We start from the raw sequence: 21669 nt of genomic DNA on the forward strand, positions 1-21669 counted from the left end.
TCAAAGTTGTTTGATTCACTTTCTATATTTTAAAGATATGGGTTCCTAATACCAAGATCTGCAAGGATTTCTATTTCCAACTGCTCCATAATTTCGGCTTCATCATCTTCTATGTGATCAAAACCCAACAGGTGGAGCAAACCGTGTATAATCAAGTGCTGCAAATGATCCTGTGCGGCTTTATCCTGTTCTTTTGCTTCCTCAATAATTACACCTTCAGCCAAGGCTATATCACCCAAACATAAATTTTCTCCAAATTTATTGGCTTCTTGCAGGGTTTGTGCAGAAAGTGGCGTATCTGGAAAAGAGAGAACGTTGGTTGGTTTGTCTTTCTCTCTGAAATCCCGGTTCAATTCTTGAATTCTGTCATTGGATGTAAAAAGGAAGCTGACTTCAATGGAGGTGTCTTTAAGTTCTTGCCGGATATCTATATCGAACTCCAGTGAATTCAAGACATGGTTTAAAAGCTGCTGGCATAAATCGGCAAGGTCGACCGTCCAGTCTTGCCAGCAGTCTTGATCAATCGTTATCTCGAAAGATCCAGTCAGATTTTCAGGATGTTGTGAGTGTCGCGAGTCGGGTTCGTTCACGTTCGTTCAAGGACAGGACTGGGCTCAAGTTGACAGTATGTCTTTAAGCTTTGTCTGTCTTCTCCTTCTCTTTCCTTTTAACCTCGAGGTTAAGCTTTTTCTCACGCTCATGCTCACCGTAAGCCCGAACAATTCGAGTTACGAGTGGATGCCGCACGACATCAGCTTCACCAAAGTCAATTATGTCGACACCTTTAACTCCCTTGAGTATTTTCACAGCTTCTTTCAGGCCGGATGGGACGCCAAGGGGAAGGTCAATTTGTGACAGGTCGCCTGTAACAGCCATAGAAGAGTTCTCACCCATGCGTGTGAGGAGCATTTTCATCTGAACAGGGGTCGTGTTTTGGGCTTCGTCGAGAATGATGGCTGCATTGGAAAGTGTTCGTCCTCGCATAAAGGCAAGTGCAGCAACTTCGATTTCACCATTTTCAAGACGACTTACGACTTCTTCTGCTGGGAGCATGTCATAAAGTGCGTCATATAAAGGACGCAAATACGGATCGATTTTGTCTCGCATATCCCCGGGAAGGAAGCCAAGTTTCTCACCAGCTTCTACAGCTGGGCGCGCCAGAATAATCCGGTCGACCTGATTATTGATTAACATGGAAACTGCATTGGCAACTGCGAGATATGTTTTACCTGTGCCGGCAGGTCCCAAACCAAACACCAGCTCATGTTTTTTCAGTGACGAGACGTAATAGCCCTGGTTAGTGGAACGCGGCGTAATGTGCCGACGCTTGGTAATGATCATGTTTCCTTTTTCGGAAACAGATCCTCGCCGACCATCTTTTAAGGGAGCATCCGCGACCATTCGAATTGCAGCGTCAACCTCACCTTCAGTGACTTCCAGGCCATCTTCAAGGCGTTTATACAAATCTTCGAGGACATCCTTTGTCATTAGTCGGGCTTCAGATGAGCCAGCAATGGCCATCTTGTTACCGCGTGGCGTGACGGAAACTTTCAACCCTTGCTCAATGCGTGCCAGATATCGATCATGTTCCCCGACGAGTTGGGCCAATAAATGGTTGTTATCGAACTCAACCAAAGTGACTTTTTCTTTGGGGGGCTTGGCGGGTGTGTGATCAGCTGTTGGATTGGCCACTGTCTCTCCTACTTCTCAGGCAGCATCTTGAGCATTCCCGGGGCTTAGCTGTCCCCGTAGTGAATTGGCATTACCCTCATCGATGATCACTTCTGCGACCCTGCCAATACGGTGAGGTGGGGATTGTACATAAACAGATTGCATGTAAGGGCTTCGGCCCACGAGTTGGCCATCCCTGCGGCCTTCTCTTTCAAGAAGAACAGGTACTGTTTTCCCTTCAAATGACTTATTGAACGCTAACTGCTGTTCGTTCAAGAGTTTCTGAAGACGGGCCAGCCGCTCAGATTTTACATCTTCGGCAATCATTTCGTGGTCCAGGCCTGCTGCGGGTGTTCCAGGCCGTGGGCTATATTTAAAACTATAGGCCTGAGCGTATGTAACATCCTCGACAAGTCGCAAAGTGTCTTCAAATTCGGCTTCGGTTTCTCCGGGAAAGCCAACAATGAAGTCTCCAGACAAGGCCAGATCCGGCTTATAGTGACGAAGTTTGTCGATAATTCTGCGGTATTCATCTGCTGTATGGCGTCTGTTCATGGCTTCCAAAATTCGATCGGAACCCGCTTGAACCGGAAGGTGCAGGTAAGGCATCAGAATATCCACATCCCGGTGGGCCTTGCAAAGATCCTCAGTCATTTCCAAAGGATGAGACGTAGTATAACGAAGACGCTCTAATCCATCTAATTCAGCTAGCATTTGAATAAGATCAGCCAGAGACCGAGACTTCCCGTTCTTATCAAGCCCATGATAAGCGTTAACATTTTGGCCCAAAAGCGTAATTTCTTTTGTACCATTCGCGATCATACGCCGGGCTTCTTTCAAGATGTCATCTGTTGCCCGACTGAACTCAGCGCCTCGTGTATAAGGAACGACACAAAAGGCACAGAATTTATCACAGCCCTCTTGGACAGTCAGAAAGGCACCCAAATTCTTATCAATGGCTTCGTCTGGTAGGGAGTCAAACTTTGGCTCGACAGGAAAATCCGTATCTAAAACCTGACCGGCGCCACGGGCGGTTTCCGCCAGCATCTCAGGCAGCTTATGATAAGATTGTGGTCCGAAAACCATGTTTACATAAGGTGCGCGCTTGATAATTTCATCGCCTTCAGCCTGCGCAACACAGCCAGCAACAGCGATCAGCATATCACCGCGACCCTCTGACTGCTTGTCCCGCCGCATATTTCGTAAGCGACCAAGTTCAGAAAATGTTTTTTCTGATGCCTTTTCCCGAATATGGCAGGTGTTCAGGATCGACATATCCGCGTCGGTTGGATCCTGTGTTAAACTGTAGCCTAGGGGTGAGAGAATATCGGCCATACGGGCTGAATCGTACACATTCATTTGGCAGCCGTATGTAGAAATATAAAGCTTCTTGGTCACTGGTCCTCACTGACCACAAATTTGTGGTGTCGCGCTTGAGCAGAAGGGGTTCTTTTCATTCAAACCGCGTCTTTTATCAGGTAACCACATAAGAATGAAGAAATAGATGAAAAAAGTCAAAAATCATCCTCATTTTGGCTCTGGTCGATGGGTCATGGCCCTGGATAAGCCTTCTGCGATCTTCAATTGGCAATCTGCAGCCATGTGTTTACGAGAATCATAGGAATCGATTGTGACGGGATCATGAAAGCGAAGTTCCGCCGTCACCTTACCGGATTTCAAAAACTCCCAGACATGGCTAATCAACTCTTCATCCCCGACCCACGCAATTTTTTTCATGATATTTCGGGACATGTACATTTTGTCCATGCGACTGTAGGCAAGTGTAACGGGCTGCACCAAGAGCGGTTTGTCAGCTATGTGCTTTTCGGCTAATGCGAAATAGGCACTCTTGAAATCTTGCAGTACAAGTCCGTTTGAAGAGGTACCTTCTGGGAACAGAAAAATGCTGTCTCCATTTTCCAGATGTTCTTGCATGCCATCTTTGTGATTTCGAACAGATGGTCTGGTTCTGGCAATAAAAATGGTTTCTTGAAGGGTCGCGGCATATCCTACCAGTGGATAGCTTGCGACTTCTTCTTTCGCAACAAAACTACCTTTCAAAAAACTACCGACAACGGGAATATCAAGCCAGGAAATGTGGTTCAGAATAAATAATGTGGGATGTACTTCTGAAGGTTTTCCGTGAACGACAACTTTAATCCGGAGTAATTTACATAAACCCTTATGGAAAAGCAGGGGCAATCGGTATTTCTGTGAGGGAGCAATTTTTCTAAGGATCAGATGCGGGGGAATAAGAACAAACGTCCAGAGAAAAATCAGGAGAATGACAATAGCTGCGCGAATCTGGTTCATGAATATTGTGGAATCGTCCTACACGTACTGGGGTTAGCCTGCAGACTATTTCTTCTGCAGACTCGTGTGCTTGATCTTAACCACAGATTCGTCGGGAGCCAATTTATTTTGTGCCTGACCTTTTTTCGGTTTGCCGTAAAGTTCAAGGCGGTGATCAATTAACTCAAAGCCCAATTCTTCCGCGACTGCTTGTTGAAGAGCTTCAATTTTGTCGCTTGTAAATTCAATAACCTGACCAGTTTCAATATTGATCAAGTGATCATGATGCTGATCTGAAACTTCTTCATAGCGAGCGCGTCCATCTCCGAAATCGTGCCGTTCAAGGATCCCGTTTTCTTCGAACATTCTTACAGTTCTATAAACAGTGGAGATGCTGATCGTGTCATCAACTTCAACAGCCCTCTTATAGACAAGTTCAGCATCTGGATGGTCATCTGACTCAGAAAGAACCCGCGCAATTACCCTACGCTGCTCTGTCATACGAAGGCCTTTGTCAATGCAAAGTTGCTCAACTCGTGATGGCATTTAAGCTTCAATCCTGCAGTTTTAATACGAAATACCTGAAAGTTTATACTGGAACATTAGCTTATTCCAGTAAAGAAACCTAGCTTGAAGTTGATTTCTTGCGACGAGTTCCTAAGCCAATTTTCTTGGCGAGGTTCCTTCTCTGATTGGCATAATTTGGCGCAACCATTGGGTAATCAGAGGGAAGTCCCCAGCGTTGGCGGTACTCTTCAGGGGTCATATTGTAAGCCGTTTTCAGATGACGTTTAAGCATCTTGAGCTTTTTCCCGTCTTCCAAGCAGACAATATAATCTGGTTGAACCGATTTCCGGACAGAAATTGCAGGTTGAGGACGATCACTCACAGTTTCGTTGGTTCCAACCGTTGCAAGGGTCGAATAAATTTCCCGGATAAGACCGGAAATTTCACTTGCTTCAACGGCGTTACGGGACAGATGTGACGTAACGATATCTGTAGTCAGAGCAAGAAGCTCCATTTTTTCCACTTTGTCAGACACTTTCAGTGGCCCTCCATCCAAATAGATGTCGCTTTATAAATTATGGTATGTATATGTGCAATACTGTTAAAATAATAAAGGGATATTCAAAAATTTTTTGTTCCACCGGATAAATATTAAGTGATTCAGTACTTAATAGCTTTCGATATTTGAATTGGGAACAAGCTTGATTGTCTGATTACCGTCTATAAATTGATTGCCAGAATTAGCGCATCTTCTTTTTTACCACCGGATGTATAGTAGCCCTTTCGCACTCCTATCTTCTGAAACCCAAACTTCCGATAAAGTAAAAGTGCGGACGTATTCGAGGCAGCGACTTCCAGAAAAACTTTCAGCACTTTATTGAAACGCATATGCTGTAGCCCTGTTTTCAGCATTGCTTTTGCCGCACCTCTTCTGCGGGAAACTGGCAGAACGCCGATTGTTAGAAGTTCTGCTTCTTGCTCGACAGTTCGATAAACAGCAAATCCAACGGGTTCGGCATCCATGAGCGTTATCTGTGCGATACAGCCTTCCATAGCCAGAATTTCTTCAAAAGCGTCTTGATCCCATGCAGAACGAAAACATTGAGCATGCATTGTGGCAAGTAGTTTTGCAGCAGAGTTATTGTTCAGGAATTCATGGGTATAAATCATAATTTATTTTGGATCCTTGCCGCCTGGCAGCTTTGCATCTGGTGCTCTTAAGTATAGTGGATCTGGAGATGTTGATGGATCCAAATTTGAACCTGCTTTCAGTCTTGCAATGGATGCAATAACGCGGGCATCAGGATTTGGGTCCACCTCGATTATTTGGTGAACCCTAGGGTCAATTAGTTCCTTTTCCCTTAACAAAGGCACGCCACTTCCTATTAAGATCGCTGGATCTGATCCAAGTTCTGCGTGAATATTCTGTAGTGGACATGCAGACGGTTCTGAAAGGGCTTTAATCGTTACCGAAGGTGTTTTTACCGTAGAAAATCGTTGTACGTAAACTTCTTGTCGGCGAGCGTCGATGAGCGGAACAATGTTCAATGGTTCGGTAAGTTGGCTTGCTGTTTGGGTGGCTAGAGTTTCAAGCGTGGTTACCCCAATGCAGGGTATTCCAGAAGCCACCGAAAACCCTCTAGCTGCAGCCAGTCCAATTCTCAGTCCTGTAAATGTACCTGGCCCGATTGTGACTGCGATAAGATCCAGATCACTAAAGGAGAGACCATTTTCTGTCATCAAATTCTTGATTATGGGGATCAGCATTTCTGCGTGTCCTCTTTTTCGGACTTCATGATGGAAGGCGATCGTTGTCTCGTCTTCCATAATGGCAACCGAACAGGCATCCAATGCGGTATCCATGGATAGTATCTTCATTGCTATCTCAAAAATGTCCTAGTAGTCTCTGTTAAGCTTGCTGCTAGTAACATATCTTTCAGTGAGTGTCTGGTCTTATTCATTCCTTGGGCTAACGTGTTTCGTTTCTAAACTTAGATATGCAGCTTGTAGAAATTACTAAATCAAATTTTGACGTGGAATTGGATATTAGATACGCCAGTTTCAATAACTTCACGGGAGCACCTATTTACGAGCGATCCGGTTGTTTTCTGAATGAGGAAGCCGCGTCGCTCCTTTCTGTTGCGATTGAAATTGCTGCGGATATGGGGTTCCGGTTTCGCGTGTTTGACGCGTTTCGGCCAACAGAAGCTGTTCAGGCCCTTTGGGATCATACGCCAAACCCGCAATATCTGGCACCGCCATCCAGCGGCTCTCCACATGCGCGTGGGGCTGCTGTCGATCTTACGTTGCTCGATGGTGATGGAAATGAGCTCTTCATGGGAACAGATTTTGATGCGATGACAGAGCTTTCCCATCATGGCAATCTAGATGTTGGGGGTGAAGCGCAAAAAAATAGGGCTATCCTATTAGGCATCATGACTTCAGCGGGCTGGGATTTTTATCGCAATGAATGGTGGCACTATCAGCTGTTCCGGCCGAGGCGTTATCCGACATTATCGGACATCAGTGCCGGCACACACATGATGACACCATTGGTGTCTTAGAATACAAAGTAGGGAAGTGACAGGGGCTTAAAGATGATTAAACGCACTAGGTTTTTGGCTGGTGTATTGACGGCTTTATTGTTGCAGATGCTTGCTATACCGGCGTTTGCCGATGACTGGGCAAACGTGATTATGTATCATCGTTTTGGTGAGGATAAGTACCCATCCACAAGCATTTCGCTTGAAAAATTTCAGACTCACGTCCAGGAATTCAAGGATCCAAAGTACAATATTATTCCCCTCGAAGACATTGTGGATCGCTTGCAGGCTGGCGCGCCTCTACCAGACAGAACTGTTGCGATAACGGTGGATGATGCCTATTTGTCTGTTTATGAAGAAGCATGGCCTATTCTAAGAGAGGCTGGAATTCCATTTACAGTTTTTGCTTCCACTGATCACTTGAATAGTCAAGGTGGCGGCTACATGAACTGGGCTCAAATCAAGGAAATGGCCGATGCGGGCGTGACGATTGGACATCATACAGCTTCCCATGCTCATTTACCTGCGTTAACCAGAGAACAAGTAATCTCAGAAATTGAACGCGCTAACCAGGAGTTTGAAACAAAACTGGGATTTGTTCCTAAGTTGTTTGCCTATCCCTATGGCGAATATGGAACAGAAATTCAAAACATCGTCAGAGAATTCGGTTTTATCGCCGCTTTTGGTCAGCAGTCTGGTGTGGTTTATAAAGGGCATGACAAATATGCCTATCCTCGTTTTGCCATGAGTGAGAATTATGGAAACATTGGTCGTCTTCGTCTTGCGATGAATGCCTTGCCGCTTCGAGTTCGGAATGTTGCACCCTCTGACAAGATATTACAGAAAAACCCCCCCGCTTTTGGATTTTCACTTGCTGAAAAATATGAAAATATTAGCCAGTTAAGATGTTACTCCTCTAACCAGTCTGGTGGCGCGGTGCCAATTCAAATGATAGGCGATGAACGGGTAGAAATCCGTTTGTCTCAAGCCTATAGCCCAGGAAGAGGGCGAATTAACTGTACACTACCTGGACCGAACGGCAGGTTCCGTTGGTTCGGCAACCTATTTTACATTCCCAGAAAGTAGAAAAATGAAAAACCTTGGTCGTTTAAAAAAGAAATTGCAGTCCGGGGAGAAAACAACAGGTGCCTGGTTGTTTACAGACTCAGTAGAGATGGCAGAAGTTTTGGGTGGATGTGATTTTGATGGAATTATGATTGATCAAGAGCATGGCCCCGCTGGATCCGGTGCATTAGTAAATCAACATAGGGCAATTCGACATGCAGGAGATAGTAGTGCTCTTGTCCGGGTTCCTTGGAATGACCCCGTCCATGTCAAAAAGGTACTTGATGCCGGTATGGAAGGAATAATGTTTCCTTGCGTGAATACAGCAGAAGAGGCTGAGCTTGCTGTCGCGGCCAGTTATTTTCCGCCTCGTGGCTTCAGGGGCGCGGGCTTAAGCGCGACACATGCGACCCGATATGGACGCCTCAATGATGAGTATTTAGCGGAGTTTGAAGAAAACCTGCTTTTGATTTGTCAGGTTGAAACAGCACAATCCGTTGAGAATATCGAAGCGATTGCCGCCGTAGATGGTGTCGATATGCTATTTATTGGACCTTATGATTTATCTGGCAGTATTGGGAAACTTGGACAATTTGAAGATCCAGAGGTCATTGCACAGTTTGAAACCGCACGAGACCGGATAAAGGCTAGTGGGAAGTGGCTCGGAACTATATCAAGCGGAGTTGAGCAAACCCGTCAACTTTTTGACGAAGGATTTGACTTTTTACTCTGTGCTTCCGAGACGAGTCTCGTCTCTTCGGCAGCGGATCAGTTATTGACAGGGCTTAAGGCCTGAGCCAGACGACCACGTTCTAATTGAACAGTATCAAAGTCTGTTAGGCGGTTGGTCTGGATCAGAGCTTGGAGGGTTTCCACATACTCATGTCCCCGCTCTGAATAAGAGTCGAGTGTGCTGGCGAGTTTGAATCCGTTAAGCGGAACGTTCTCCGTACGAAGTTGAGCTCGAACGAGCCTGAAATCGCCATACGCATTATGCCGGTTTAGGTTCAAAGCATAAGAGCGAATAGATTGTTCCAAGTGATCAAAGCTTTTCACTTCATACTTTTTACCGGAATCCCGCTCATGAGGTACGAGCCCATGACCCTCTGCCCAGACGCGCTGCCCAAACAGGGCGTTCCCATTTCGAGCGAACCGGGAGGTACCCCAACCAGATTCTTCGATGCTTTGCGCCAAGGCCAATGAAACCGGAATTGTATCCACTTTCAACATCAGCTCATAAAAATTGCCATCAGAAGTCCGGTATTTGAGTGCTAGCTTCTTGAGCCAGGACTTTTCTGATTTGGTTAGGTGATCTTGCGTCTTTAGCTTGTCGATGATACCCAGCAGCTTTTCTCTTTCTACCGCAATATCTTCATTCACCTTGAGGATCAAAGGAAGCGTAATTGAAAGGAAAACGGCCTTTTTGCGCTTCACATTTTCAATGTCTTGAATGTCTGCTGGTATACTGTCAACAAAATGACGAGGAACAGCGAGGCCATCACGGATACTACTGAGATCAAAGGAGTGATTGTCCAGACTGCTTTCCAACGAAACAACAGTAATTTGATGTGGCTGCTCAATCTCCGGCAAACCCTCTGGTCGGGACAGAGGGACAGGAATATTGGCAATTACGCGTTTCTCTTCCCTAACCAAATCCTGGTCTGAAGGAAAAGCTTGATCAACCGGTAGCTTTGCATTCGCATACAAAGACGGGTGGTCACCAAGTTCTGTGACCCCATAACCAATTAAAATTGCCAGGGCCACTAAGGTGGCGACCTTACTTGATTTCAGCGCTGTAAAGATCTGGTTCATGCCTATCAACTGCTGCACAGAGTAATTCCATGATTTCGAAATATACCACTATATTTTGTGTGCGCAAGCTCTACTAAATACTAAATAAAGTGTAATTCACGTAAAATTCTACGTAAACTCATCCAAAGCGGGCGGACTATGGATTATGAAAAGGTTAATTGCAAGCCCGAACCGGCATTTGGGAATTCTATTTTCATAATCAAGGGTTTAATCAAGACAGCAAAATATATATTCTCTGCGTTTTTCAGAAAATTTTACGAATCGTCACTGCCGTTAAGTTACTGCATCCAATTGGCTGTTGCTCATGTTTCCGGGGACAACCGTGATCGGAATGGCAAATGTGCCTGACATCTCGCCGACAAGGCTTTTGACGAGAGGTCCAGGGCCGCCTGAGTCTGGAGATGCAGCAAGGACCAGGATACGAATATCGCGATCTTCCTCGATGAGAGCTAACAGCTCATCTTTCACATAACCATCCCGGATTACAAATTCAGGGACAAGGTTTGTGTCTTGCCGGATTTCCTCGGAAAGATTTTGCAACAACTCTTCAGCGGCCTCACGGGCTTCTTCGCGCATGACTTGCTCAACGCCCATCCAATGCTGAAAATCAGGAGGTTCGATGACTTTTAGCAGGATTACACCGCCACCAACATGCCAGGCGCGGCGACAGGCAAACCGGATAGCAGATTTGCATTCTGGGGTATCGTCCACCACAACCAGAAACTTATTGCGTCTGCTTGGTGAAGGGGCACCGTCACTCATGAGGTCTCCACTGTTGTTTCCTCCAGCAGTATCCTGCCATCAAAAATCGGATTATTTCAAGAGAATGTTACTGATTTCACGAAGCTGGGTACGGGCTCTTAGGATATAAAAGCCTTGTACTGCCAAGTGGTTAGGGAAGAGTTGGCCATCTGTTTTGGCATTTGAAATAACATATGGATCAAGCTCAATCACTGAGCGGAAACTAGCAAGCATTTGGGACCAGGCATTTCCAAGCTCTCTTTCCCGGATCAGGTTTTCATAGTCAGTTCCCAAGGCTTCTAAAATTATGTAGTAGGCGTAGGCTTGCCCTTTAAAGCCATAGAAAAGATCATCAGCCTGAAAATCTATATATGCGCCCGAATGTTCGGCGATATGTGTGTCGATCACTGCGGTAGAGGATCCGATATCAAGTGCAAACCGATCAATGGTTGCCAGTAGATTATCGGCTCGTTTTTCAAAAACAGCGCGGCCGTCAGCAAGACGCTTGTTGTAAGCAATCAGCGATTTGCGAGCCTTTTCATATTGTTTTTCTGAGGAAGCTGTTGGGAGCAAGGAGACAGTTGGGTCCCAACTCCAAACATCACCAGCATATTGCAAAAGACCTGCTGCGTTTTGAAGATCAGGGTCTGTTTGACTTGATCCTCTCGTACGACCAATTTGATCGGTTAGTTCGAAACTAAACCGCGCAAGAGCAGAGATAATGCCCTGTTGGTAATTGGGCATGTTATCCAAAGCTGAAGCAGGCATGAAGAACGGGTCATTAGAGGTCCATTGGTTCTCATTGATTTCCCGGTTGATGAGTGCGGCAGCAACATCGACTGCTAGACTGCCGCCTGCTGTCTGGTCTTCTTTGGCGGGTGCAAATTTGATGTCATCATCAACTTTGTGAATCCAAATCATGCCAATGACATAATAAAGGAAGACAAAGACAAGCAGACCGATACCAAGTTTACTGAGATGGCCCTTTAAGGAAAATCTATTGCTGATTGGAGTATTTCCGCCGGTTCCAATTTCGCTCATTTCGTTTCCCTGTAATTGTGGCTCTATCACCAAAATGTAAGCGGTGAGGGTAAAACTTACAAGCCTCGCCTCACCGTAAACGTGATTAAGGGATCAGGAAACCAACGGTTTCTTTTACCTCTTTAATGATTGGCTCAGCAATCGCATTCGCGCGCTCCGCCCCTTCTTTCAAAATTGCATCTACATGACCAGGGTCAGCCATCAGACGCTTCATTTCCTCACCAATTGGGCCAAATTTTTCGAGAGCCAGTTCAGTTAGTGCGGGCTTGAATGTAGAAAATTGGGAACCCGCATATTCCTTCAGTACGTCTGCTTTACTGATATCCGCGAGCGCTGCATAAATCCCAACGAGGTTTGAAGCTTCTGGCCGATCTGCCAAATCCTCAACTTTTTCTGGGAGTGGGTCTGCGTCTGTACGGGCTTTGCGCAATTTTTTAGCCAGTTCATCCCTACCGTCGGTCAGCACAATCCGTGAATAGTCACTTGGATCGGACTTGGACATTTTCTTGGAACCGTCTCGCAAAGACATCACACGAGTTGCTTCCCCCAGGATCAAAGGTTCAACCAATGGGAACATTTCAACTTCATAGTCATTGTTGAACTTTTGGGCGATGTCGCGGGTGAGTTCCAGATGCTGTTTTTGATCCTCACCAACAGGCACATGAGTTGCTTTATAGGCCAAGATATCTGCCGCCATTAGCGATGGATACGCATAGAGACCCAAGGATGCATTCTCCCGGTTTTTACCAGCTTTCTCTTTGAACTGGGTCATCCGGTTCAACCAGCCAATCCGAACGATACAATTGAAAATCCAAGCCAGTTCCGCATGGGCAGGCACGCTGCTTTGGGCAAATATGATGGATTTTGTAGGGTCGACACCAGAAGCCAGGTAGGCAGCTGCAACTTCGCGGATATTCCGCCGTAGTTCAGCGGGATCTTTCCAGATTGTAATGGCATGCATATCTACAGCGCAGTAGATACATTCATAATCGTCCTGAAGTCGCACGAAATTACGAATGGCGCCCAGATAGTTGCCAAGATGGAGATTACCTGTTGGCTGAACACCGGAAAAAATACGAGACATAAAAAACGCTCCTCACGCTTTGGACACGGGCCCGGAAGTTCGCTCCACTCATTTGGATACGGCCGGGCTGGAGTTAATCGGAAAAAGGGTTATTGCAGGGAGCTTCTCGTTCGTCAACAGATTAGGAGGTCCGTCGGCGCCGGAGCATGGCTTTTAAATCCGAGAGCCGAGTGGCCCCTAGTAATAATCCCGCTAGACCGTAGACAGTGCCACCACCTGCTACCAAGATGCAAAGTCCCCCGATTCGAGGGATTAAACCATCAGCCGTCAGCAGAAAATCAAGTGAACTCATGCCAAACCAAAGCACTGCACACATTATGATGGTTGCGCCGAATGAGCCCAAGGTTCTCCTCATTAATCGACTATCCACCTGATAGTGGCCTCGAAGACGTAACAAAATAAGAAGCGTTATCGCATTCACCCACGCAGCGATCGAAGTGGCATATGCAATCCCCATGTGGGCGAGACTATCGATCAAAAGGAGGCTTAGCGCTATATTGATAGCCATTGCAATTACACCGATTACAACAGGGGTTGTGGTGTCTTCACGCGCGAAGAATCCCGGAGCATAAACCTTGGTCAGAACATAGGCTGGCAAACCTGTGGAAAAAGCGAATAAGGCTTCGGACGTTGTCTGACTTGCGTAACTTCCAAATTCCCCATGCTCAAAAAGAACGGAGATAATTGGATAATCAATCGTCATCAAAGCGCCGGCTGCTGGTAATGTAAAGAGAAGTGAAAGTTCGACGGCTCGGTTCATTGTGTCATTGGCTGGGACGTCATCTCCAGCTCTTAACTGACGAGACAGCATGGGCAGAAGAGCGGTGCCAACTGCGATGCCAATGACGCCCAGCGGTAATTGATAAACCCTGTCTGCATAATAGAGATAGGAAATGGATCCTGTCGCTAACAAGGACGCAATAATTGTTCCAACGAGGATGTTGATCTGTAAAACCCCCGCACCGAGCAATCCTGGCAACATCAATTGGAACAGGCGTTTAATCTTTTTTGTAAAACGGGGCCAGATTAGGGGCGGAAGAACCTGCTCTTTTTTGCAGGCAATGATCAGGAAGATAACCTGAGCAATCCCGGCTGCGGCAACACCAAAAGAAAGAATCAAGCCCGCTTCATAGCTTGTATTCAAAAGCAGGAAGACAAGCGCACTGATCAATATGATATTCAGCAAAATGGGAGCTGCTGACATCGCGGCAAATTTATAAAAGGCGTTCAAGACCCCGCCCAGCAGGGCTACAACTGCCATCGCCGTGAGGTAAGGGAAGGTGATCCGCGTGTAGTCCACAGCTAACGCAAAGCGATCTCCCGTAATTTCAAACCCCGGTGCCAGATATTGCATCAGAAAGGGCATGAAAATCATAAACAGGGCTGAAAAGAGAAACAGAAACCCGGTTAGAAAGCCCAGGGCATGAGCCGCAAACTGCAGAGCATCTTCTTTGGAGTTGAGTTCCAGTTCTTTTGAAAACAGGGGAATGAATGCAGCTGAAAAGGCACCTTCCGCAACCAGGCGTCGGAACATATTGGGGATCCGGAAGGCTACAAAAAAAGCGTCTGATACCGGGCCAGCCCCGAGAACCGTTGCAATCAAAATATCCCTGATGAATCCAAGGATGCGGCTGGCCATGGTAAAGCCACCGACAGTTGCCACCGATTTGAACAGGCTCACTCTACTCGCCTCATATTCATCAGTTGATATTCCCCCTAGTGCCTGTCTTGGGTTCAGGCTTTTTCAATCTTTGGCGTTTTGATTGTTTCTGGTGCAGACAGTTGGCCTGTTAAGGCTTCCAGAAGTTTCTGTTCAATCGCATTTATCTTCACATTATTGGTGATTTTAAGGCCAAACATGTCTTTCACATAAAAGACGTCGACAACGCGTTCACCGAAAGTAGAAATATGAGCAGAGGAGACAGATAGGGACAGTTCAAAAAGAGCTCTCGTCAGATCAGCAAGAAGACCAACCCGGTCACGCCCTCTCACCTCAATAACGGTATGAATATTTGAAGCCACATTGTTGACCAGCACAGATGGGGCCGCTTTAAACACCCGAGTCCGACTAGGGAATGCGGAAGCTGATTTTGCTTTGAGTTCCTGCCGTGCCTTAATTTCCCCTTTAAGGGTTTCCTCTATTACCTTTTTTAGTTTTGTGATTTGGCTTTTTTGCTCAAATGCATTGTCCTCATCATCCTGGACAAAAAAGGTATCAAGCGCCATACCGTCCGTTGTTGTGTGGATTTTCGCGTCCACAATATTCGCGCCAGCGATCGACATCGCGGCGGCTATTCGGGCGAATAGGCCTGGATGGTCTGGTGTGTAGACAGTGACTTCCGTGATATCTCTGAACGGATCGCTTTTTGCGTGAATTGTCAGGTCTTCGCCCGATTTTTCAGCTTGCTGAATAAGTTTGGCATGTTCTTCTTGGGTTTCCAGGCTGTTGGCAACCCAATAGGACTCGTAAAATTTCTCCAGATGTTTCTCAATATTGGCTTTTGACCAGCCTTTTAGGGTTTCACGCAATGCTTCCTGCTTCTGTTTGGCCCGTTCGGCCCGACCTTCGGAAACATGTCCCCCGGTTAAAGCTGTTTCGCTTGCGTAATAAAGTTCACGGAGTAGCTGCCCTTTCCAACCGTTCCAAACATTTGGGCCAACGGCTCTAATGTCTACAACCGTTAAGATGAGCAAGAGTTTTAGCCTTTCAGGGCTTTGGACGATTTTGACAAAATCCTCAACGGTTTTTGGGTCGGCAACGTCTCGCTTAAATGCTGTGTTGCTGAACAGGAGATGGTAGCGCACCAGCCATGAAACCGTTTCCGTCTCAGCTTCGGTCAATCCAATTCGAGGGCACAGTTTCTCAGCAACCTCAGCGCCTAAAATTGAATGATCCCCGCCTCGACCTTTCGCAATATCGTGGAGTAAAACAGCCATATATAGAATTGGTCGGGACAGAATTTTGGGCATGATACGATGACTAAGTGGATGTTCATCTGCCAGCAATCCATCCTCAATCTGAGAGAGGATTCCCACGGCCCGGATCGTGTGTTCGTCGACGGTGTAGACGTGATACATGTCATGCTGCATTTGCGCGACTACACGTCCGAAATCGGGAATAAACCGCCCCAATACTCCAGCTTCACTCAAGCGTCGTAATGTCGTCTCGGGATCTTTTTTAGATGTCAGCATCTCCAAGAACATTTGGTTGGCTTCAGGGTTATTGCGAAGCCCTTTATTGATCAATTTGAGGTTTTGTCGAATTAGGCGCAGGGCATTTGGGTGAACATCAAGGTCTTTCTGTTGGGCAAGATGAAACAGCCCCAGGATTTTCAATGGATCTTCATTAAAATCGTTGTCATCCTGAACGTTTAGACGGCCCCCATCTACAAGAAACCCATCCAGTTTTCGCTGTAGAAGACCAAAACGAGGTATTGGTAGGCGACTTTTCTTTTGTTGTTCAGCCTCTAGGTTCGCGCAAAAAATTCGAGTAAGGTCCCCAACATCCTTTGCCACCAAGAAATAATGTTTCATAAACCGTTCAACGCCGAGAGTTCCAGCGTGATCTTTATAGCCTAGCCTTTTCGCCATCTCGCTTTGGATGTCAAAGGTTAAACGCTCTTCAGGTCTATTGGTGAGGTAATGAAGATGACAGCGGACAGTTCTGAGAAAATTGGATGCTTTGGTAAATTTCTTGCGCTCGGACTCTGTAAAAACACCCAGTTTTTGAAGTTCGGATACTTCTGTGGTGCTGTAGACAAATTTGGCGATCCAGAAAAGGGTCTGCAAATCCCTAAGTCCACCTTTGCCTTCTTTAATATTTGGCTCCACAACATATCGGGAATTTCCAAAGCGGGCATGCCGGTCATCTCGTTCCTGCAATTTTGCATCAATAAACGCTCGGCTGTTTCCTGGAATAATTTCTTTTCGAAAGCGGGTCCGAACTTCAGTTGCTAAAGCCTGGTCACCCCAGACATATCGCGACTCAAGCAAGGCTGTTTGGATCGTGATGTCTTGTTTGGAAAGACGAATGCATTCGTTTGGATTGCGTGTGGAATGGCCAACCTTTAAACCTAGATCCCACAGCATATAGAGGCAGAATTCGATTACCTGTTCTGACCAGGGGGTTTGTTTGTAGGGGAATAAAAATAGAAGATCTACATCAGAGTGGGGCGCCAGTTCGCCGCGACCATAGCCACCAACAGCAACCAGGCTTAATCTTTCTTCTGGTGTTGGGTTGTTGAGTGGATAGACATAGGAAGTGGCAGTGTCGTAAATTGTACGGATAATTTGGTCGATCAGGAAGGCAGCCGCATACATGGATGGGCGGCCCTTATTGCTCTTGAGGAAACGTTCTTTGATTACGTCCTGACCTGATTTCAGTGTTGTTTTTAGCGTTTTCAAAACAGCATTTCTGAAATCTATACCGTCGACAGGATACTCGTCCGCCAGCTGGGTAATCTCCGCAACTAGTTTTTTGCGATCTATAATTTCACGTCTATTTGGAATTTTTTCCATGTCTGAACTATACTCTACATCCGTTTTCCGAGTTTTCAGGCAATTGTTTTGCTGGTCGGATTCTTATATAACACACCAACCTTAAAAGTCTCTCATGCAATTGGGCAACCCCGAACCCCCGTAAGCTCGAGAAATACATGTCAGCTCTTACATTTTTAAACGGCGTATTTATTGGCGCGGCCCTCATTATTGCAATCGGGGCGCAAAATATGTTCGTGATCAGGCAGGGGTTGGCTAAGGACCAAGTTTTTGTTGTTGCTTTTACCTGCTCCGTCATTGATGGATCCTTGATTGTACTCGGCGCGCTAGGGCTTGGAGCGCTGATCTCAAGTCATCCAACTGCAATAACCGTGGCAACTGTTGGTGGCGCATTGTTCCTGATTACCTATGGCTCACTCTCGCTCTATCGGTTTTTTAAGCCTTCAACTCAGATGCCCAATGGTGAGGGGCCGCAGGTTTCCAGCACTCTAAAAGCGATTTTGACAAGCGCGGCATTTAGCCTACTAAACCCACATGTTTATTTGGATACAGTTATTCTGGTCGGCGGCATTGCCGCAACTCATGAGGTCCCGGATCGAATTTACTTTGTGGCCGGAGCAATTACAGCATCATTCGTTTGGTTTTTTGCAATCGCATTTGGCGCACGCTTTGCAGCACCGCTCATGCGTCATCCAATGGGGGCGCGAGCGCTTGATTTGTTAGTGGCATTCATGATGTATTTGGTTGCGGCTAATCTTGTTATTGATTTTATAGCTTCACCAAAAAATATCTAAGTGATGGTCAGCCCGAAGGCTGACCAACTTGGCTGGATCTTAAGCGATTGTCTGACCGCCATCGATAGTAATTGTTTGGCCGGTGAGGAAAGTCCCAGCATCTGAAGCCATTAGGATGGCTGTTCCTGCAATCTCCTCCGGTAATCCAATTCGCTGCAGTGGTGCCCGGGAAGTCGCTTTTTTGAGAATTTCCGGATTTTCCCAGAGCGCACGTGCAAAATCAGTTTTAATCAAACCAGGAGCAATGGCGTTCACCCGGATATTGTCCGCACCATGTTCAACAGCGAGGTTCCGAACCAGTTGCATATCGGCAGCTTTTGAAATGCTATATGCCCCCAGAACCGGTGATCCGCGCAGTCCACCAATTGATGAGACGATAATGATGGCACCATCTTTTCTGGCCTTCATCTCTGGCAGGACCATATTGCAGAGCCAGTGATTGGATTTGATATTTGCTGACATGATCTTATCAAAAGCATCATCTGGAATGTCCATTGAGGAACCAAAAAATGGGTTCAGCGCCGCATTGCAGACAAGCACATCGATCTGACCCAGCTTTTCATGGGTTTGATCCACTAGGTTTTGAAGGCTTTCTTTTGAGTTGATGTTGCACGGAATTACTACCGCACCTCCAGCACAACCTTCCGGTAGACTATCGTTGATTTCTTTGGCGACTTCGGCGCAAACATCTTCCTTGCGGCTGGAAATAGTTACTTTAGCCCCCTGCAGAGCCATTTGATGGGCAATTGCCTTGCCAATTCCCTTGCTGGACCCTGTAATGAGAATATTTTTTCCGGATAGATCAAACATGTTTTCCTCTTATCGTTCTTGATTATTGTCTTTTAGCTTAAACAGATGTTTTGATGCTGTCACCCGTCTATCTGATTAGGGATCCTGCATAAGTTCCTTAAGTTCGTATAACAGGTTTTGGGCTTCGCGAGGGGTCAGTTCATCAGGATTTAGAGATCGTAGTTTTTCCTCCAATTCTGATGGTGTAGTAGCTGCTTTCTCTTCTTCAATTTTTTCAACGACCGTTGCAAACAAAGGCAAATCATCTACAAGTTTAGTCTTACTGGTGCCCTGATCTTTTTCCTGCAGATGCGACATTACTGTTTCCGCCCGAGTGATGACCGCAGCGGGAAGACCAGCCAGCTTGGCGACTTGAATGCCGTAGGATCGATCCGCTGACCCGGAACCGACCTCATGGAGAAAGATTACATCACCCTTCCATTCACGAACCTTCATGCTGTGATTAGAAAGTGCGGTCAGTTTTTCGGAAAGGGCTGTTAGCTCATGATAGTGGGTGGCGAACAGACCGCGACATTTATTCATATCGTGCAAATGTTCGACCGTCGCCCAAGCAATGGAAAGACCGTCGAAAGTCGCTGTTCCTCTACCGATTTCATCAAGAATGACGAGTGCCCGCTCGGTTGCTTGATTAAGGATGGAGGCGGTTTCGACCATCTCCACCATAAATGTGGATCGGCCACGCGCCAAATCGTCAGCTGCACCAACCCGGCTGAATAACCGGTCGACAACTCCGATGTGAGCCTTGGTGGCTGGGACGTATGCTCCGATTTGGGCAAGGATTGTGATAATAGCGTTTTGCCTGAGAAAGGTACTTTTACCAGCCATATTGGGGCCGGTTAGCAACCAAAGGCGACTTGACTCGCTCAAATTGCAGTCATTGGCGACAAAACTGCCTTCGTTCTCTTTGAGAAGGGCTGCTTCGACGACTGGATGACGGCCCCCTTGAATGTCAAAGGTGAAACTATCATCTACTTCGGGCCGAACATAGGATTGGTCAATGGCCAATTCAGCATGACTGGCAGAAACATCTAAAGTTGCCATTGCTTCTGCAGCATCTAGGATCATGCTACCCCAACCAATGACTTTCTTAAGCAAAGCTTCGAAGAGCTCCAGTTCCAGTGCCGTTGCTCGATCTGCTGCCCGGGAGATTTTATCCTCGAGTTCGCCGAGCTCTACAGTTGTATAGCGAATGGCGTTTGCCATAGTCTGACGGTGAATAAAGTCCCCCTGCATGTTGTCGGCAAAACGGGGTGTCACTTCAATAAAATAGCCAAGAACATTATTATGCTTAATTTTCAGAGAAGGGACTTTTGTCTCTGTTGAATATTTGGCCTGTAGATTGGCAATATGTCGTCGGCTTTCGTCGCGCAAGGTTTTCAGTTCATCAAGATCAACCCGGTATCCCTTGGCGATAAACCCGCCATCGCGGGCTAAAAGAGGTAGATCTGGAGCCAATGCCTTGGTCAGCTCATCGACAATCTCGGCATGAAAACCGAGTTGTTTTGACGCTTGAGAAATTCCTGTTACTGGGCCGTTAAGCTCATCATCGGTTAATACAGCTCGAAGTTCAGCCGTTTGAGCAAGTCCGTCGCGAATAGCAGCCAGATCACGCGGTCCACCGCGGCCAAGGGTTAGCCGAGAAAGAGCACGTTCTACATCTGGACATTTTCTCAAGATTTCGCGAATACTTTCACGCCGTTTCGAGTTCGAAACGAAATAGCTAACCATATTTTGACGATAGTGAATGGCGGCGACGTCCATCAAAGGGCTGGAGATATCTGCGGCTAGTTTTCGAGCGCCAGCACCAGTTATGGTTCGATCGATAGTCGCCAAGAGACTGCCCTGACGTTCCCCATTCATGGTGCGGATCAGTTCAAGATTTCGGCGGGTTGCACCGTCAATAGCCATGATATCTGAGGCGGCCTGTTGGACGGGGCGTTTAATCAGCGGGAACTTACCCTTTTGGGTCAGTTCTACATAATCGACAAGAGAGCCGGCGGCGGCAAGCTCTGCTCGGTTGAATTGTCCAAAAGCGTCTAGCGCTGAAACTTCAAAAATTTCTTTGAGGCGTTTTTCTCCGTTTTGACTGTCAAAACGGGCACTTGGCAATGGGGTCAGGCAGCTATCCCATTGTTGTAGGGTCTCCTGATAAGCGGGGTCATCCAACCACCGATCAGACACCAGAATCTCACCAGGGTTTAATCGGGCTAAATGTGTATCTAAATCTTCAATCGCAGACCCAGTTGTAAAAAATTCTCCGGTCGACATATCGAGCCAAGCGAGCGCCAAGGAGCTGCCAGAGCGGGCAATACTCACCAGAAAGTTATGAGCTCTCGCATCCAAAAGGTTATCTTCGGTTAGCGTACCTGGTGTGACGAGGCGGACAACGTCTCGTTTAACCACAGACTTTGAGCCTCGTTTTTTCGCTTCTGCCGGACTTTCGACTTGTTCGGCTACAGCGACCCGGTGCCCTTTGCGGATGAGGCGCTGAAGATATCCATCGGCTGAGTGAACCGGCACTCCGCACATGGGAATATCCTCTCCTTCATGCTTTCCCCTTTTTGTGAGAGCAATATCCAAGGCTTGGGCAGCAACAACAGCATCTTCGAAGAAGAGCTCGTAGAAGTCACCCATACGATAAAAGAGAAGACTATCCGAATAGTCGGATTTAATGGCCAGATATTGCGCCATCATAGGCGTTACTGACTTATTCTCTTGCGACTTTGTTTTGGCTACTGTAGGCATGATGGAAAACTATCATAGACGCCGTTTTTGCCAACAGCTTTGTCAATAAATTTAACAAAGAAATGCT

General features: G+C 46.6%; 20 protein-coding genes. 4 read left to right on the top strand and 16 right to left on the bottom strand.

Going from position 1 to position 21669, the window contains the following annotated elements; genetic code table 11:
• Positions 1-29: 29 nt before the first annotated feature.
• The 8 genes from ybeY to tsaB all read right to left on the bottom strand — a co-directional run bounded on the left by ybeY (position 30) and on the right by tsaB (position 6348).
• Complete coding sequence (gene ybeY, locus HH301_RS03955) at positions 30-590, bottom strand: rRNA maturation RNase YbeY (RefSeq protein ID WP_169566863.1); 561 nt, start codon at positions 588-590, stop codon at positions 30-32.
• A gap of 43 nt (positions 591-633) precedes the next feature.
• On the bottom strand, positions 634-1692 hold the full coding sequence (locus HH301_RS03960; protein WP_169566865.1) for a PhoH family protein: 1059 nt from the start codon (positions 1690-1692) through the stop codon (positions 634-636).
• Between the two features lie 15 nt (positions 1693-1707).
• Entirely contained in the window at positions 1708-3069 is a 1362-nt protein-coding gene (gene miaB, locus HH301_RS03965; RefSeq protein WP_169566867.1) for a tRNA (N6-isopentenyl adenosine(37)-C2)-methylthiotransferase MiaB, read from the bottom strand.
• Positions 3070-3198: 129 nt separating this feature from the next.
• Complete coding sequence (locus tag HH301_RS03970) at positions 3199-3984, bottom strand: lysophospholipid acyltransferase family protein (protein WP_169566869.1); 786 nt, start codon at positions 3982-3984, stop codon at positions 3199-3201.
• 45 nt (positions 3985-4029) lie between these two features.
• Positions 4030-4509 (bottom strand): Fur family transcriptional regulator, encoded by a 480-nt coding sequence (locus HH301_RS03975; RefSeq protein WP_169566870.1) that lies wholly within the window; start codon positions 4507-4509, stop codon positions 4030-4032.
• Between the two features lie 79 nt (positions 4510-4588).
• Entirely contained in the window at positions 4589-5005 is a 417-nt protein-coding gene (locus tag HH301_RS03980) for a Ros/MucR family transcriptional regulator (RefSeq protein ID WP_169566872.1), read from the bottom strand.
• Between the two features lie 185 nt (positions 5006-5190).
• On the bottom strand, positions 5191-5640 hold the full coding sequence (rimI, locus tag HH301_RS03985; RefSeq protein WP_169566873.1) for a ribosomal protein S18-alanine N-acetyltransferase: 450 nt from the start codon (positions 5638-5640) through the stop codon (positions 5191-5193).
• 3 nt (positions 5641-5643) lie between these two features.
• Complete coding sequence (gene tsaB / locus HH301_RS03990; RefSeq protein ID WP_169566875.1) at positions 5644-6348, bottom strand: tRNA (adenosine(37)-N6)-threonylcarbamoyltransferase complex dimerization subunit type 1 TsaB; 705 nt, start codon at positions 6346-6348, stop codon at positions 5644-5646.
• A 119-nt stretch (positions 6349-6467) separates the two neighbouring features.
• Between tsaB and ddpX the strand changes: the two genes are divergently transcribed.
• Genes ddpX through HH301_RS04005 form a run of 3 tightly spaced genes read left to right on the top strand, consistent with a single transcriptional unit; the run spans position 6468 to position 8874 of the window.
• Positions 6468-7034, top strand: a complete 567-nt coding sequence (ddpX, locus tag HH301_RS03995; protein WP_169566876.1) for a D-alanyl-D-alanine dipeptidase — start codon at positions 6468-6470, stop codon at positions 7032-7034.
• Positions 7035-7067: 33 nt separating this feature from the next.
• Positions 7068-8099: a polysaccharide deacetylase family protein gene (locus HH301_RS04000; RefSeq protein ID WP_169566879.1), complete on the top strand. Its 1032-nt coding sequence runs from the start codon at positions 7068-7070 to the stop codon at positions 8097-8099.
• 4 nt (positions 8100-8103) lie between these two features.
• Complete coding sequence (locus HH301_RS04005) at positions 8104-8874, top strand: HpcH/HpaI aldolase family protein (protein ID WP_169566881.1); 771 nt, start codon at positions 8104-8106, stop codon at positions 8872-8874.
• On the opposite strand, the gene HH301_RS04010 is transcribed toward HH301_RS04005, so the two are convergent.
• The 6 genes from HH301_RS04010 to HH301_RS04035 form a co-directional block, all read right to left on the bottom strand.
• Complete coding sequence (locus HH301_RS04010; protein ID WP_169566883.1) at positions 8847-9908, bottom strand: glucosaminidase domain-containing protein; 1062 nt, start codon at positions 9906-9908, stop codon at positions 8847-8849. The genes HH301_RS04005 and HH301_RS04010 overlap by 28 nt on opposite strands.
• Before the next feature lie 255 nt (positions 9909-10163).
• Positions 10164-10652: a universal stress protein gene (locus HH301_RS04015; protein WP_169566885.1), complete on the bottom strand. Its 489-nt coding sequence runs from the start codon at positions 10650-10652 to the stop codon at positions 10164-10166.
• 51 nt (positions 10653-10703) lie between these two features.
• On the bottom strand, positions 10704-11672 hold the full coding sequence (locus HH301_RS04020; RefSeq protein ID WP_169566887.1) for a DUF2333 family protein: 969 nt from the start codon (positions 11670-11672) through the stop codon (positions 10704-10706).
• Between the two features lie 85 nt (positions 11673-11757).
• Positions 11758-12756 carry a tryptophan--tRNA ligase gene (trpS, locus tag HH301_RS04025; RefSeq protein WP_169566889.1) on the bottom strand — a complete coding sequence of 333 codons (999 nt, stop codon included), beginning with the start codon at positions 12754-12756 and terminating at the stop codon, positions 11758-11760.
• Positions 12757-12877: 121 nt separating this feature from the next.
• Positions 12878-14437 (bottom strand): murein biosynthesis integral membrane protein MurJ, encoded by a 1560-nt coding sequence (gene murJ / locus HH301_RS04030; protein ID WP_169566891.1) that lies wholly within the window; start codon positions 14435-14437, stop codon positions 12878-12880.
• Positions 14438-14490: 53 nt separating this feature from the next.
• Entirely contained in the window at positions 14491-17274 is a 2784-nt protein-coding gene (locus HH301_RS04035; RefSeq protein ID WP_169566893.1) for a [protein-PII] uridylyltransferase, read from the bottom strand.
• Between the two features lie 137 nt (positions 17275-17411).
• Between HH301_RS04035 and HH301_RS04040 the strand changes: the two genes are divergently transcribed.
• Positions 17412-18047, top strand: a complete 636-nt coding sequence (locus HH301_RS04040) for a LysE/ArgO family amino acid transporter (protein WP_169566895.1) — start codon at positions 17412-17414, stop codon at positions 18045-18047.
• Positions 18048-18086: 39 nt separating this feature from the next.
• Here HH301_RS04040 and HH301_RS04045 read toward each other — a convergent pair whose 3' ends face one another.
• Both HH301_RS04045 and mutS read right to left on the bottom strand, forming a co-directional pair.
• Positions 18087-18857 carry an SDR family NAD(P)-dependent oxidoreductase gene (locus tag HH301_RS04045; RefSeq protein WP_169566897.1) on the bottom strand — a complete coding sequence of 257 codons (771 nt, stop codon included), beginning with the start codon at positions 18855-18857 and terminating at the stop codon, positions 18087-18089.
• A 75-nt stretch (positions 18858-18932) separates the two neighbouring features.
• Positions 18933-21602, bottom strand: a complete 2670-nt coding sequence (gene mutS / locus HH301_RS04050) for a DNA mismatch repair protein MutS (protein WP_206378159.1) — start codon at positions 21600-21602, stop codon at positions 18933-18935.
• Between the last annotated feature and the right edge of the window lie 67 nt (positions 21603-21669).

It is taken from the genome of Sneathiella limimaris (assembly GCF_012932565.1).
GTDB lineage: Bacteria > Pseudomonadota > Alphaproteobacteria > Sneathiellales > Sneathiellaceae > Sneathiella > Sneathiella limimaris.

Bases quoted from the DNA above. Each gene is read 5' to 3' on its own strand.
- HH301_RS03970 (WP_169566869.1), bottom strand. From the start codon at position 3,984: ATGAACCAGATTCGCGCAGCTATTGTCATTCTCCTGATTTTTCTCTGG.
- HH301_RS03975 (WP_169566870.1), bottom strand. From the start codon at position 4,509: ATGCCATCACGAGTTGAGCAACTTTGCATTGACAAAGGCCTTCGTATG.
- rimI (WP_169566873.1), bottom strand. From the start codon at position 5,640: ATGATTTATACCCATGAATTCCTGAACAATAACTCTGCTGCAAAACTA.
- tsaB (WP_169566875.1), bottom strand. From the start codon at position 6,348: ATGAAGATACTATCCATGGATACCGCATTGGATGCCTGTTCGGTTGCC.
- ddpX (WP_169566876.1), top strand. From the start codon at position 6,468: ATGCAGCTTGTAGAAATTACTAAATCAAATTTTGACGTGGAATTGGAT.
- HH301_RS04000 (WP_169566879.1), top strand. From the start codon at position 7,068: ATGATTAAACGCACTAGGTTTTTGGCTGGTGTATTGACGGCTTTATTG.
- HH301_RS04005 (WP_169566881.1), top strand. From the start codon at position 8,104: ATGAAAAACCTTGGTCGTTTAAAAAAGAAATTGCAGTCCGGGGAGAAA.
- HH301_RS04015 (WP_169566885.1), bottom strand. From the start codon at position 10,652: ATGAGTGACGGTGCCCCTTCACCAAGCAGACGCAATAAGTTTCTGGTT.
- HH301_RS04020 (WP_169566887.1), bottom strand. From the start codon at position 11,672: ATGAGCGAAATTGGAACCGGCGGAAATACTCCAATCAGCAATAGATTT.
- trpS (WP_169566889.1), bottom strand. From the start codon at position 12,756: ATGTCTCGTATTTTTTCCGGTGTTCAGCCAACAGGTAATCTCCATCTT.
- HH301_RS04035 (WP_169566893.1), bottom strand. From the start codon at position 17,274: ATGGAAAAAATTCCAAATAGACGTGAAATTATAGATCGCAAAAAACTA.
- HH301_RS04040 (WP_169566895.1), top strand. From the start codon at position 17,412: ATGTCAGCTCTTACATTTTTAAACGGCGTATTTATTGGCGCGGCCCTC.
- HH301_RS04045 (WP_169566897.1), bottom strand. From the start codon at position 18,857: ATGTTTGATCTATCCGGAAAAAATATTCTCATTACAGGGTCCAGCAAG.
- mutS (WP_206378159.1), bottom strand. From the start codon at position 21,602: ATGCCTACAGTAGCCAAAACAAAGTCGCAAGAGAATAAGTCAGTAACG.